Source organism: Streptomyces sp. NPDC057900 (assembly GCF_042887885.1).
Taxonomy (GTDB): domain Bacteria; phylum Actinomycetota; class Actinomycetes; order Streptomycetales; family Streptomycetaceae; genus Streptomyces.
Map to the genome: position 1 here is coordinate 572,342 of NZ_JBHVOI010000002.1, position 12,497 is coordinate 584,838.

Consider the following 12,497-nt stretch of genomic DNA (forward strand, 5'->3'; position numbering starts at 1 on the left):
ATCCTGGAAGCGGCGAGCGGAGAGGGGACCTGACCGTGGGCGACAGCGGCAATGACGTGCGCGTACGCCGGGTGTACGACCCGCAGGAGGACGGCGACGGCACCCGGGTGCTGGTCGACCGGCTCTGGCCGCGCGGGGTCGCCAAGGAACGCGCCAGGATCGACAAGTGGCTCAAGGACGTCACCCCGTCGAAGGAACTGCGCTCCTGGTACCACGAGGACCGCACCGGCACCCGCTACGACGACTTCGTCGACCGCTACCGCGCCGAACTCGCCGACCCCGTGCACACCGCCGCCATGGGCGAACTCGTCGCGCTGGTCCGCGACGGCGGCCCGGTGACGCTCGTGACAGCGGTCAAGGACGTCCCGCACAGCCACGTACCGGTCCTCGTCGACCACCTGGAACACGAGCTGCGCCGGGGCTGAACCGGCCCCCGGCGTGCCGTGCCGCGAGCGGTGCCCGCAGGCCGCACCGTACGGCTCCGGGAGACGGCTCTGAGACACTGGGCGCGATGAACGAGACAGCGTCCTTGAGAGCCCGTGCCGAGATCGACCTCGCCGCACTCCGCGCCAACGTGCGCGTTCTGCGTGCCCGTGCGTCCGGTGCGCAGCTCATGGCCGTCGTCAAATCCGACGCGTACGGACACGGCGCGGTGCCCTGCGCCCGTGCCGCGCTCGAAGCCGGTGCGACCTGGCTGGGCACCGCCACCCCGCAGGAGGCACTGGCGCTGCGCGCGGCCGGTCTTGGCGGCCGGGTGATGTGCTGGCTGTGGACGCCGGGCGGGCCCTGGCGCGAGGCGATCGAGGCCGATGTCGATGTCTCGGTCAGCGGCATGTGGGCGCTGCGCGAGGTCACCGCCGCGGCCAGGGAGGCCGGCCGCCCCGCCCGTATCCAGCTCAAGGCCGACACCGGTCTCGGCCGCAACGGCTGCCAGCCCGCCGACTGGCCCGAGCTGGTCGCCGCCGCCCGCACCGCGGAGCGGGCCGGGACGGTCCGGATCACCGGCCTCTGGTCCCACTTCGCCTGCGCGGACGAGCCCGGACACCCCTCCATCGCCGCCCAGCTGACCCTGTTCCGCGACCTGGTCGCGTACGCGGAGAAGGCCGGTGCCGAGCCCGAGGTACGGCACATCGCCAACTCCCCGGCGACGCTGACCGTCCCCGAGTCGCACTTCGACCTGGTGCGGACGGGCATCGCCATGTACGGCATCTCGCCCAGCCCCGAGCTGGGCACCCCGGCCGATTTCGGACTCCGTCCGGTGATGACGCTCGCCGCCTCCGTCGCCCTGGTCAAGCAGGTGCCCGCCGGGCACGGCATCAGCTACGGGCACCACTACACGACGAGCGGCGAGACCACGCTCGGCCTGGTGCCGGTCGGGTACGCGGACGGCATCCCGCGCCACGCCTCCGGCCGGGGCCCGGTCCTGGTCGGCGGGGTCCGGCGGACGGTCGCGGGCCGGGTGGCGATGGACCAGTTCGTCGTCGACCTGGACGGCGACGTGGTCGCGGAGGGCAGCGACGCGCTGCTGTTCGGCCCCGGTGACCGGGGCGAGCCGAGCGCGGAGGACTGGGCGCGGGCGGCGGACACGATCGCGTACGAGATCGTCACCCGGATCGGCGGCCGGGTGCCACGCGTCTACCGGGACGGGACGGCGGAGGGGACGTCGGAAGGAACGGGGTACGGGACGTCGGACGGAAAGTCGGCCGGGTCCTGACCGAGGAAGCGTTCCTGACCAGGCACGATCAGTTTCGGTCTGATCAGATCGGAGCAGATTGGACCGGGACCGGTCCGATCGGAGCTGATGTGATCGGACCGGCACTGACCCGAAGGACACGACCCACGAGGAGCGCGGCACGGTGAGCGAGATCAGCGCGGGGGACGCGATGGCGACGGCCGCTTCGACGGTCGGCTGGCGCCGGGCGGGGGTCGCGGGGGCCGCCATAGGCGTGATCGCGGCGGGCGCCGCCGCCGGTGTCGCGGTCGAGCGGCTGACGGTCGGCCGGGGAATGCGGAAGCGGGCCAGGCTGGCGCTGGACGCCACCGGGCCGTACGGCTCGCTGCGCGGGATGCCGGGCCGCGCCACCGCCGACGACGGCACCGAGCTGTACTACGAGATCGACGAGGTCGACCCCGGCACCGGCACCGGCACCGGCGGTACGCCCCCGGGCAACGCCGCCGGTCCGCGCAGGCGCCGGCTCTTCGGGCGCAAGGCCCCCGCCCCCGTCACGGTCGTCTTCAGCCACGGCTACTGCCTCAGCCAGGACTCCTGGCACTTCCAGCGCGCCGCCCTGCGCGGACTCGTGCGCACCGTCCACTGGGACCAGCGCAGCCACGGCCGCTCCGAGCGCGGCCGGGCCCAGGCACAGGGCGTCCACGTCGGCATCGACCAGCTCGGCCGCGACCTCAAGGCCGTGATCGACGCGGCCGCCCCCGAGGGGCCCCTGGTGCTGGTCGGGCACTCCATGGGCGGCATGACGATGATGGCGCTCGCCGACCAGTACCCGGCCCTGATGCGCGACCGGGTCGCCGCCGTCGCCTTCGTCGGCACGTCGAGCGGGAAGCTCGGTGAGGTCAGCTTCGGGCTGCCGGTCGCGGGCGTGAACGCGGTACGGCGGGTGCTGCCCGGGGTGCTGAGGGCGCTCGGCTCGCAGGCGGAGCTGGTGGAGCGGGGCCGGCGGGCGACCGCAGACCTGTTCGCCGGGCTCATCAAGCGGTACTCGTTCGGTTCGCGCGACGTGGACCCGGCGGTCGAACGGTTCGCGGAACGCCTCATCGAGTCCACGCCGATCGATGTGGTCGCGGAGTTCTACCCGGCCTTCACCGAGCACGACAAGAGCAACGCGCTGCCCCTGTTCCTCGACATCCCGGTGCTGATCCTGGCCGGGGACAAGGACCTGGTGACGCCCAGCTCGCACAGCGAGGCGATCGCGGACCGGCTGCCCGACGCCGAACTCGTCATCGTCCCGGACGCCGGGCACCTGGTCATGCTGGAGCACCCGGAGACGGTGACCGACCGGCTCGCGGACCTCCTGGTGCGCGCGGGAGCCGTACCGGAATCCTCTAACGTTGGCGGGCATGGAAGCACCGCACAACAGCCCGGCGGCCGCTGAGACCGCCGCGAACGCGCCCACCGCCGTCAGCGTGACGCTGACCGTCGGGTCCCCCGAACAGATGCAGGCCCTCGGCCGCCGGATCTCCGGTGTGCTGCGCCCCGGCGACCTCGTGATGCTCACCGGAGAGCTGGGCGCCGGGAAGACCACCCTGACCCGCGGCCTCGGTGAGGGCCTGGGGGTGCGCGGCGCCGTGACGTCCCCCACGTTCGTGATCGCCCGCGTCCATCCGCCGCTCGGCGACGGCCCGGCCCTGGTCCATGTCGACGCCTACCGGCTGGGCGGCGGGCTCGACGAGATGGAGGACCTGGACCTGGATGTGTCGCTGCCGGAATCGGTGGTGGTCGTCGAGTGGGGCGACGGCAAGGTCGAGGAGCTGGCGGACGACCGGCTCCAGGTGCTGATCGACCGGGCGGTCGGTGACACGGACGACGAGCGGCGCGTGGTGACGCTGGTGGGCGTGGGTACGCGCTGGGCCGGGCTGCCCCGTGAGTCCTGGGAGCCGTGGGTGTCGGCGGGGGCCGTCTGAGCGGCGCCCGGTTTCCGACGCGGTGTCGGCAAATTGTTGCGCGGGGCGGGGCGGGCGTGGTGACATGGAGGGCGAGAGCAGGTTAGGTCTGCCTAACTGTGCCTTCCACCGGAGCCCCAGGAGGCGTCCATGCCGACATCCGAGAGTGACCTGCGGCCGCCGCGCGCGGTGACGATGACCGAGCTGCTGGCGGCGGGGGCGGCGGCCAGCGCGGTGTCGACACCGCCGGAAGAGGCCCCCGCGCCGCGTGAGGGCGAGGACGAGGGCGTTCCGAGACCGTCCGCCGGCTGATCCGGCCTACGGGATCACGACGACCTTCGCGCCGACCGTGGCGAACGTCCACACCGCGTTGCCGTCCGCACGGGACATCCGTACGCCGCCCGCCTTCAGCGTCGGGTCCGGGCTCTCCATGGAGCCGTCCTGCGCGGCGCTGAAGCCGATGGCCACGTCGTTGGTCGTCGCGAACCGCACCACGTGTTCGATCGGCACCCCGTCGGAGCCGGTGACGCTGCCGGAGCGCGAGGAGACCTCGTACGTGCCCGGAAGCGCGCTGACCGCGCTCGGCATCACCTTGAAGGTCCGGGTCGCCTTGCCCTTCGCGTCCACCAGCCACACCCGCCGGTCACCCAGCGCGTACACCACCCGCATCCCCGTACCGGAGGAGCCCGGGACCGCGAGCGGGTCCTTCGTGGGCTTCGGCTTGGCGTGCCCTGCGGCCGGCGAGCTGCTGGACGCCTTCGGCTTCGGGGCGACGCTGGCGGGGGCGTTCGCCGACGCCTGGTAGGCCAGGAAGCTCACCGCGGCCACGGCCGCCGCGGTGAGCGCGACCACGATTCCCGAGCTGCCCCTAGACACCGTGCGCGCCTCTTTCGCTGTTGGTTGTCGTACAAGCGTTTACACGTACTCCGCGTACACCCGGTGACGGTAGCAGCCGTGACCCCGGGTGCCGGGACGCCGGACGGGGCGCGGCCGCCCCCGCGCGGGAGCCGTAGGCTGTTTGCGTGCTCTTGCTCGCTATGGATACCGCCACCCCCGCCGTCACCGTCGCCCTGCACGACGGGACCCGTGTCGTCGCCGAGTCCGGTCAGGTCGACGCCCGACGGCACGGGGAGCTGCTGCTGCCCGCCGTCGACCGGGTCCTCGCCGCCGCCGGGGTGAAGCTCGACGCCGTGACGGACGTGGTCGTGGGCGTCGGCCCCGGCCCGTACACCGGACTGCGGGTCGGCCTGGTGACGGCCGCGACGTTCGGGTCCGTGCTCTCCGTGCCCGTGCACGGGCTGTGCACCCTGGACGGCCTCGCGTACGCCGCCGGACAGGACGGCGTCGAGGGACCGTTCGCCGTCGCGACGGACGCCCGCCGCAAGGAGGTCTACTGGGCGCGGTACGAGGACCCCCGCACCCGGACCGGCGACCCCGCCGTCGACCGGCCCGCGGTGATCGCGGAGCGGCTCGCCGGGCTCCCCGTCGTCGGGGCGGGCGCGGTGCTCTACCCCGAGGCGTTCCCGGACGCGCGCGGCCCCCAGCACGTCGCGGCCGGTGCGCTGGCCGGCCTCGCCGCCGAGCGCCTCGCCTCGGGCGCCGGGATGCTGCCGCCGACGCCGCTCTACCTCCGCAGGCCCGACGCGCAGGTTCCGAAGAACTACAAGGTGGTCACCCCGAAGTGACCACCGCGACCGCCGCCCTGCGCGAGATGCGCTGGTGGGACATCGAGCCGGTGCTCGACCTGGAGCACGAGCTGTTCCCGGACGACGCCTGGTCACCCGGCATGTTCTGGTCCGAGCTGGCCCACGCCCGCGGCCCGCGGGCGACCCGCCGCTATGTGGTCGCGGAGGACCCGGCCACCGGCCGGATCGTCGGCTACGCGGGACTCGCGGCGGCCGGTGACCTCGCCGACGTACAGACGATCGCCGTCTCCCGCGACCACTGGGGCGGCGGCCTCGGCTCCGAGCTGCTGACCGACCTCCTGAAGCACGCCACGGCCTTCGAGTGCGCGGAGGTGCTCCTCGAAGTCCGGGTCGACAACACCCGGGCGCAGAAGTTGTACGAACGCTTCGGCTTCGAACCGATCGGCTTCCGGCGCGGCTACTACCAGCCCGGCAACATCGACGCGCTCGTCATGCGCCTCCACGTACAAGAAACAGAGACTGACTGATGGCTGACGAACCGCTCGTACTCGGTATCGAGACCTCCTGCGACGAAACCGGCGTGGGCATCGTCCGGGGGACGACGCTGCTCGCCGACGCCGTCGCCTCCAGTGTCGACACGCACGCCCGCTTCGGCGGCGTCGTCCCGGAGATCGCCTCCCGCGCGCACCTGGAGGCGATGGTCCCGACCATCGAGCGCGCGCTGAAGGAGGCCGGGGTCAGCGGCCGGGACCTCGACGGCATCTCCGTCACCGCCGGTCCGGGGCTGGCCGGCGCGCTGCTCGTCGGTGTCGCGGCGGCGAAGGCGTACGCGTACGCGCTGAACAAGCCGCTGTACGGGGTGAACCACCTGGCCTCGCACATCTGCGTCGACCAGCTGGAGCACGGCCCGCTGCCCGAGCCGACGATGGCGCTGCTGGTCAGCGGCGGGCACTCCTCGCTGCTGCTGGCGCCCGACATCACCAACGACGTAAGGCCGCTCGGCGCGACCATCGACGACGCGGCGGGCGAGGCCTTCGACAAGATCGCCCGGGTGCTGCAGCTCGGCTTCCCCGGCGGCCCGGTCATCGACCGGCTCGCGAGGGAGGGCGACCCGAAGGCCATCGCGTTCCCGCGCGGTCTGACCGGCTCGCGCGACCCCGCGTACGACTTCTCCTTCTCCGGCCTGAAGACCTCCGTCGCCCGCTGGATCGAGGCGAAGCGCGCGGCCGGCGAGGAGGTGCCGGTACGGGACGTGGCGGCGTCCTTCCAGGAGGCCGTGGTGGACGTACTCACCCGGAAGGCCGTCCGCGCCTGCAAGGACGAGGGCGTCGACCACCTGATGATCGGCGGCGGGGTCGCGGCCAACTCGCGGCTGCGGGCACTCGCCCAGGAGCGCTGCGAGCGCGCCGGTATCCGGCTGCGGGTGCCGAGGCCCGGCCTGTGCACCGACAACGGCGCGATGGTCGCCGCCCTGGGCGCGGAGATGGTGGCCCGCAACCGGCCGTCCTCCGACCTGGAGCTGTCGGCCGACTCCTCGCTGCCGGTGACCGAGACCCACGTACCGGGAGCCCACGGCCACGCCCACTCGCACGATCATGATCACGTGCACGAGATCAGCAAGGACAACCTCTACTCATGAGCGGGACCGGTACGACCGTCGCCCTGATGTGGGAGGCCCGCGCCACCGAGGGCCGGGGCGCCGAGCTGCTGGAATGGGCGCGCGCCCGTGCCGGCGAGCTGGCGCGGCCGCCGCTGCGCAGCGAGCTGCTGCGCGCCCCGCAGGACCGGGTGCTGGTCATCACCTGGTGGGAGGGCGCGTACGGCGATGAGCTGCCGGAGCTGCCCGAGCCGGACGCGGGGGCCGTCACCCGGCCGGTGCACCGCTGGCGCTTCGAGTCCCTGGGGCCCCTGGAGCCCCTCGGGTCAGCAGACCGGTGATGATCGCGTCGAGTTCGTCCACCACGTCGTAGTCGGCGGCGTACGCCCGCCAGTCGTCCTTGACCGCGGTGAGCCGGGGCAGCTCCGCCGCGTCCGCCTCGGTGACCATGTCGGGGAAGTACCGCTTGGACGGCGGGTGTTCGGCCCGCCTGGCGGCGGCCCGGCGGAAGACCAGATCGCCGTAGACGTAGCTCCAGATCGTCCGGTAGGCGCGTACCGCCCGGCCGGGGGAGAGGCCGCAGTCGAGCGCGCAGCCGATGATCTCCTCGACCATCCAGAGGGCGTTGCGGTCGGTCAGCTCGCCCAGCGCCAGGATGTCGAGCACCCAGGGGATCTGCGCCAGGATCTCGTGCATGTGCGCGGCGACGGCGGTCAGCCGCTCGCGCGGGTCCGTGGGCAGCTCCGGACGCGGGAAGGCGGCCGCCGTCCCGGACAGGGTGAGCATCAGCAGCTCGTCCTTGTCCTGGACGTAGTGGTAGAGCGCCATCGGGGTGGAGCCGAGCTCCTTGGCCACCCGCCGCATGCTCAGGGCGTCCAGGCCCTCTTCCTCGATGATCCGGCGCGCCGTGGCGACCATGGCGTCCGGATCGAGCCTGCGCGGACGCCCTACGGACCGCTTGGGCCCCGGCGGCTTCTTCTCTGTCCCTGACACCCGGCCATTCTCTCCCCTCTCCGTTCCGAGGCCTTCGCGCGTAATTTCTATACGCGTATAGTAATCTCTCGGCCGAGTGACCGCGAGGGAAGGGGAAGACCGTGAACGACCCGTCACGGCAGATGCGTTGGCTCCTGCTGGTAGCTCTCACCGTGCAGTTCATGGTGGCGCTGGACATGTCGGTGGTGAACGTCGCGCTGCCGGACATGCGCGCCGACCTCGGCTTCACACCGCAGGGGCTCCTGTGGGTCGTGAACGCCTACGCGCTCGCCTTCGGCGGGCTGCTGATGCTCGGCGGGCGGCTCGCCGACCTGCTCGGCAGCCGGCCCGTGCTGATCGGCGGCCTGGCGCTCTTCGGGGCGGCGAGCCTGGCCGGCGGGCTCGCCGGGTCGCCGGGCCCGCTGCTGGCCGCGCGGGCGGTGCAGGGCGTCGGCGCCGCCGCGCTCGCCCCGGTGGCCTTCGCGCTGATCGCCATCGCCTTCCCGCCCGGACCGGCGCGCTCCCGCGCCCTCGGGCTCTGGGGGATGGCGGGGGCGGCGGGCGGCGCGGTCGGGGTACTGGCCGGCGGGGTGCTCACGGACGCGGCGGGCTGGCGTGCCGTGATGCTCGTCAACGTGCCGATCGTGGCCTTCGCGCTGTTCGCCTCCCTGCGTACCGGACCGGCCGCCGGACCTGCCGGGCCGGGTGCGCGGCTCGACGTGGCCGGGGCGCTGCTCGCCACCTGCGGTACGACCCTGCTCGTCCTCGGGCTCGTGGGGACCTCCACCCACCCGTGGGGCTCCGCCAGGACGCTCTGCACGCTCGGGGGCGCGGCCCTGCTGCTCGTCGCCTTCGTCGTCGTCGAACAGCGCACCGCGCATCCGCTGCTGCGGCCCGGCCTGCTGAAGGGGCGGCCGGTCCTGACGGCGAACCTGTTCTGCCTGCTGCTCAGCTCCGCCCAGTTCGCCGCGTTCTACTTCGTCTCGCTCTGCCTCCAGCAGGTGCTCGGCTACGGGCCGACCGCGGCCGGGATCGCCTTCCTGCCGTTCTGCGCGGGCGTCGTCACCGGCTCGGTCATCGCCACCCGTACGGTCGCGGCGCTCGGCACCCGGCGGCTGCTGGCCCTGGGCGGTTCGCTGGCCGCTCTCGGCATCGCCGGGTTCGCGGTCACCGCCCGGACGGACGGCACCTTCCTCACCTTCGTCCTCGGCCCGTCCGTGGTCTCCGCCATCGGCATCGGCATGTGCTTCGTGCCGCTCGGCACCGCCGCCACGACCGGTGTCGGGGCCGGGGAGACCGGGATGGCCTCCGGGCTGCTGAACAGTGCCCGGCAGGTGGGCGGCTCGCTGGGGCTCGCGGTCCTGGTGACGGTCGCCGCGCGGGCCGGCGGGGACTCCGGCCGGCCCGCCGACCTGGTCTCCGGATACGCGACGGCCTTCTGGGCCGCCGCCGGGCTGCTCGCGGCGGGGACGGCGGCGGCGCTGCTCCTGCTCCCGCGCGACCGGGGAGCCGGGGCGGCGGCCGCTCCCGTGACCGGACCGGCGGGCGTCCCGGTGGCAGGTCCGGAAGACCTCCGGAAGCATTCGACCGGAGACGTCGATCCGGCCGCGCCCGGCCGATGAATTCCGGGCCCGGGGCCGGTCTACCCTGCACGACCGTCCGCACCACCGTGCGAGGAGAACACCATGCAGAAAGTCACCACGTTCCTGTGGTTCGACCACAACCGGGCCGAGGAGGCCGCGGATCACTACATCTCGGTCGTCGGCGGCGACTCCCGCGTCCTGGACGTGACCCGCTGGACCGCGTCGTCACCCGGCGAGGCGGGCGCCGTGATGACCGTGCGTTTCCAGCTGGAGGGCACGGAGTACATCGCGTTCAACGGCGGGCCCGAGTTCCCCTTCAGCGAGGCCATGTCGCTCTCCGTCGAATGCTCCTCCCAGGAGGAGGCGGACCGGCTCTGGGACGAGCTCACGGCGGACGGCGGACAGGAGAGCCAGTGCGGCTGGCTCAAGGACCGGTTCGGCGTCTCCTGGCAGATCATCCCGCCCGGTCTCGGTGACGCCCTGACCGACCCGGACCCGGAGAAGGCGGCCCGTGCCATGAAGGCGATGCGCGGGATGAAGCGGCTCGACATCGAGGCCCTGCGCAACGCCTGAAACCCGGCCCCGAGAGCCGGCCGGGAGCTGTCCGAGGGCTGTCCGGGGCGCCCGGCGGGCGGGCGCACTCGGTAGGGTCCCGTCCATGTCCCGCCGTTCAGCGCTGCCCCCGCCCCCGCCGCCCGTGGAGATACGCGCCTGGCCCGACCGCGGCGCACTGCTCGCCGACCGGGCCCTGGTTCTCGGCGAGTTGGTGAAGATGCACCTGGGGTTCGGGCGGCTCGGGCTGCTGTGGCTCTGGGGTGCGCTCGGCGCGCTCGGCTGGTCACTGGTCGGCACGGCGTTCATCTCCTTCGAGCAGTCCTACGACGTCTTCGGCGCCCTCTACGGAGTGGTCTTCCTCGGCCTGGGCGCGGGCGCCCTGATACCGGCCGTCGTCCTGGTCCTCGTCGGGCTGCGCCGGGACATCCAGCTCCGCCGACTGCTCGCGGGATGGGGAGAGCTGGACCGCGATCCGGTGGGTGACCGCGCGCTCCGGATGCCGGGGACGAGCCTGGTCTGGCTGCTGCTCTCCTTCCTGCTGTGCGCGGGCGGGCTGTTCACCTGCGTCGCCGTTCCGGCCGGTGCGACCCGAGGGGACGACACCTACGGGCTGGTCGCCCTCGGCATGGGGCTCGGGCTGATCGGCTGGCTCGTCGGGCTGATCGGCGTCACCAAGGCCCTCCTGCACCGGCGTTGGGTCGTCCGGGTGCTCATCGGGGCGCCCGCGCCCGGCGCGCTGATCTCCTCCGGAGGCGGGGCGCACCGCTGACTCCGGTCCTATCCTTGGCGCGTACACGAAGGACTCTGGGGGAGGGCGTGTCATGGAGTGGTACTGGTGGTTGCTGATCATCTTCTGGACGGGCGGATTCGGCTGGCTGGTCGACAACGCCCGTACGGCGCTGCGCAACCGGCACGAGCGCAGGCTGGAGCTGCTGGAGGCCGGAAAGCGGGAACGGCTGGCCGTCGAGGCGGCGAACAAGCCACCGGAGCCGGTCTGCGGCTGCACGCACCACCTCGCCAAGCACGACAAGCAGGGCAAGTGCCATGAGCTGGTCGAGGTGCCGACCGCCTGGGACGAGCAGAAGAAGCCGGTCCGCTTCGAGTCGGGCGGGTGCAACTGCCAGCAGTACGTGGGCCCGCAGCCGCTCTCGCAGGTGTACGCGGACGAGCTGACCGACCTCGGGTAGAGCGCTCCCCGGAGCGCCGCCGCCGCTACCGGTGGCCGGCCTCCGGGCCGGTCACGGGGTGGCCGATCAGCATCGTCGGCGCGTCCGCGACCCGGGTCAGGAAGACGGTGGCCCGGTTGGGGCCCTGGAGCTTCATCTTCCGGCGCAGCTCCTCCGGTTCGACCGGCGAGCCGCGCTTCTTGACCGTCAGGACGCCGACCTTCCGCTCCCGCAGCAGCGCCTTCAGCCGCTTCATGTTGAACGGCAGCTGATCGGTGATCTCGTACCCGGCGGCGTACGGGGAGTCGTACAGCTCGTCGCTCGTGACGTACGCGATCATCTCGTCGATCAGCCGGCCGCCGCACCGGTCCACGATGCCCGCGACCAGGTGGGCCCGGATCACCGCGCCGTCCGGCTCGTACAGATAACGGCCGACCGGCCCGACAGGCGGGGCGGGCAGCGCGGCCGGGGCCGCGAGGGTGGCCCCCGACGGGAGCAGGGTGGCGCGGTAGGCGCCCGCCGCGAAGCCCTCCCCGAACCAGAGCACCGCCTCCTTCACGTCACCGCCGTCCGAGATCCACTCGGCCTCCGCCTGCGGGCCGATCGCCTCGTGCGGGACGCCGGGGGCGATCTTCAGCGCCGCCCTCGGGGCCTTCAGCGCGGCGGCGGTCGCCCAGGAGAGCGGCGGGGAGTAGGCCTCCGGGTCGAAGATCCGGCCCCGGCCGCCCCGGCGGGCCGGGTCGACGAACACCGCGTCGTAGGGCGAGGTGTCGATCTCCGTGACATCGGCGCACCGCACCTCGATCAGCGCGTCCAGGCCGAGCGCGGCGGCGTTGGCCCTGGCCACCTCCGCGGTCAGCGGGTCGCGGTCCACGGCGAGGACGGAGATCCCGGCGCGGGCCAGTGCGATGGCGTCGCCGCCGATCCCGCAGCAGAGGTCGGCGACGCTGCGGACTCCGGCGCCCGCGAACCGTCCGGCGCGGTGGGCCGCCACCGAGGTGCGGGTCGCCTGTTCCACCCCGTTCGGCGTGAAGAACATCCGGTGCGCGTCCTCGGCGCCGAACTTCGCCACCGCCCGCTGCCGCAGCCGCGCCTGCCCGAGCGCCGCGGAGACCAGACCGGCCGGGTGGGCGCGGCGCAGCCGGGTGGCGGTGGCGAGTTCGGTGGCCGGGTCGTACGAGCGCAGCCCGGCCAGCAGCTCGGCACCCTCCGGGGTGCGCAGGGCCAGGAAGCCGGTGAGGGGGTCGGGGGCGTCGGACGGGCCGTGGGTGTCGGACGGATCGGGGCCGTCGGCCGGGGCGAGAGCGTTCACCTGTCCCATTGTGAGCCAGCCGGGGGACCGTGCGGGTCCGGCGGCGGT

The 12,497-nt window shown here is 73.4% G+C and carries 16 protein-coding genes; 13 read left to right on the plus strand and 3 right to left on the minus strand.

All coding sequences use genetic code 11. The annotated features are described in order from the left end of the window. Positions 1-35 precede the first annotated feature (35 nt). From ACFVQ0_RS09950 to ACFVQ0_RS09970, 5 genes are all read left to right on the plus strand, one after another. A complete protein-coding gene (locus ACFVQ0_RS09950; RefSeq protein WP_390086330.1) occupies positions 36-425 on the plus strand; it encodes a DUF488 domain-containing protein in 390 nt (129 codons plus the stop codon). Between the two features lie 86 nt (positions 426-511). Next, positions 512-1,714 (plus strand): alanine racemase, encoded by a 1,203-nt coding sequence (gene alr / locus ACFVQ0_RS09955; RefSeq protein WP_390086332.1) that lies wholly within the window; start codon positions 512-514, stop codon positions 1,712-1,714. Positions 1,715-1,856: 142 nt separating this feature from the next. Continuing rightward, positions 1,857-3,110, plus strand: coding sequence for an alpha/beta fold hydrolase (locus tag ACFVQ0_RS09960; protein WP_390086334.1), 1,254 nt, complete (start codon positions 1,857-1,859; stop codon positions 3,108-3,110). Continuing rightward, a complete protein-coding gene (gene tsaE, locus ACFVQ0_RS09965; RefSeq protein WP_390086336.1) occupies positions 3,076-3,639 on the plus strand; it encodes a tRNA (adenosine(37)-N6)-threonylcarbamoyltransferase complex ATPase subunit type 1 TsaE in 564 nt (187 codons plus the stop codon). Before ACFVQ0_RS09960 ends, tsaE begins: the two co-directional genes overlap by 35 nt. A 129-nt stretch (positions 3,640-3,768) precedes the next feature. Beyond that, positions 3,769-3,930: a hypothetical protein gene (locus ACFVQ0_RS09970; protein ID WP_390086338.1), complete on the plus strand. Its 162-nt coding sequence runs from the start codon at positions 3,769-3,771 to the stop codon at positions 3,928-3,930. 6 nt (positions 3,931-3,936) lie between these two features. On the opposite strand, the gene ACFVQ0_RS09975 is transcribed toward ACFVQ0_RS09970, so the two are convergent. Continuing rightward, positions 3,937-4,470 (minus strand): hypothetical protein, encoded by a 534-nt coding sequence (locus ACFVQ0_RS09975; protein WP_390087745.1) that lies wholly within the window; start codon positions 4,468-4,470, stop codon positions 3,937-3,939. A 185-nt stretch (positions 4,471-4,655) separates the two neighbouring features. Between ACFVQ0_RS09975 and tsaB the strand changes: the two genes are divergently transcribed. Genes tsaB through ACFVQ0_RS09995 form a run of 4 tightly spaced genes read left to right on the plus strand, consistent with a single transcriptional unit; the run spans position 4,656 to position 7,202 of the window. Continuing rightward, the gene (gene tsaB / locus ACFVQ0_RS09980) at positions 4,656-5,303 is read left to right on the plus strand and encodes a tRNA (adenosine(37)-N6)-threonylcarbamoyltransferase complex dimerization subunit type 1 TsaB (protein ID WP_390087747.1); all 648 of its coding nucleotides are present in this window, start codon (positions 4,656-4,658) and stop codon (positions 5,301-5,303) included. After that, entirely contained in the window at positions 5,300-5,791 is a 492-nt protein-coding gene (gene rimI / locus ACFVQ0_RS09985; protein WP_390086340.1) for a ribosomal protein S18-alanine N-acetyltransferase, read from the plus strand. Before tsaB ends, rimI begins: the two co-directional genes overlap by 4 nt. Further along, complete coding sequence (gene tsaD, locus ACFVQ0_RS09990) at positions 5,791-6,903, plus strand: tRNA (adenosine(37)-N6)-threonylcarbamoyltransferase complex transferase subunit TsaD (RefSeq protein WP_390086342.1); 1,113 nt, start codon at positions 5,791-5,793, stop codon at positions 6,901-6,903. Before rimI ends, tsaD begins: the two co-directional genes overlap by 1 nt. Beyond that, on the plus strand, positions 6,900-7,202 hold the full coding sequence (locus tag ACFVQ0_RS09995; RefSeq protein WP_390086344.1) for a hypothetical protein: 303 nt from the start codon (positions 6,900-6,902) through the stop codon (positions 7,200-7,202). Before tsaD ends, ACFVQ0_RS09995 begins: the two co-directional genes overlap by 4 nt. On the opposite strand, the gene ACFVQ0_RS10000 is transcribed toward ACFVQ0_RS09995, so the two are convergent. Next, complete coding sequence (locus ACFVQ0_RS10000) at positions 7,129-7,854, minus strand: TetR/AcrR family transcriptional regulator (protein WP_390086345.1); 726 nt, start codon at positions 7,852-7,854, stop codon at positions 7,129-7,131. The two genes, ACFVQ0_RS09995 and ACFVQ0_RS10000, sit on opposite strands and share 74 nt — an antisense overlap. A gap of 122 nt (positions 7,855-7,976) precedes the next feature. On the opposite strand from ACFVQ0_RS10000, the gene ACFVQ0_RS10005 reads away from it, so the two are divergent. The 4 genes from ACFVQ0_RS10005 to ACFVQ0_RS10020 all read left to right on the plus strand — a co-directional run bounded on the left by ACFVQ0_RS10005 (position 7,977) and on the right by ACFVQ0_RS10020 (position 11,158). Continuing rightward, on the plus strand, positions 7,977-9,455 hold the full coding sequence (locus ACFVQ0_RS10005; RefSeq protein WP_390087749.1) for an MFS transporter: 1,479 nt from the start codon (positions 7,977-7,979) through the stop codon (positions 9,453-9,455). Positions 9,456-9,518: 63 nt separating this feature from the next. Next, complete coding sequence (locus ACFVQ0_RS10010) at positions 9,519-9,989, plus strand: VOC family protein (RefSeq protein WP_390086346.1); 471 nt, start codon at positions 9,519-9,521, stop codon at positions 9,987-9,989. An 85-nt stretch (positions 9,990-10,074) separates the two neighbouring features. Continuing rightward, entirely contained in the window at positions 10,075-10,740 is a 666-nt protein-coding gene (locus ACFVQ0_RS10015; protein WP_390086347.1) for a hypothetical protein, read from the plus strand. 52 nt (positions 10,741-10,792) lie between these two features. After that, positions 10,793-11,158, plus strand: a complete 366-nt coding sequence (locus ACFVQ0_RS10020; protein ID WP_390086349.1) for a hypothetical protein — start codon at positions 10,793-10,795, stop codon at positions 11,156-11,158. A 25-nt stretch (positions 11,159-11,183) separates the two neighbouring features. On the opposite strand, the gene ACFVQ0_RS10025 is transcribed toward ACFVQ0_RS10020, so the two are convergent. Next, positions 11,184-12,458 (minus strand): methyltransferase domain-containing protein, encoded by a 1,275-nt coding sequence (locus ACFVQ0_RS10025; RefSeq protein ID WP_390086351.1) that lies wholly within the window; start codon positions 12,456-12,458, stop codon positions 11,184-11,186. Between the last annotated feature and the right edge of the window lie 39 nt (positions 12,459-12,497).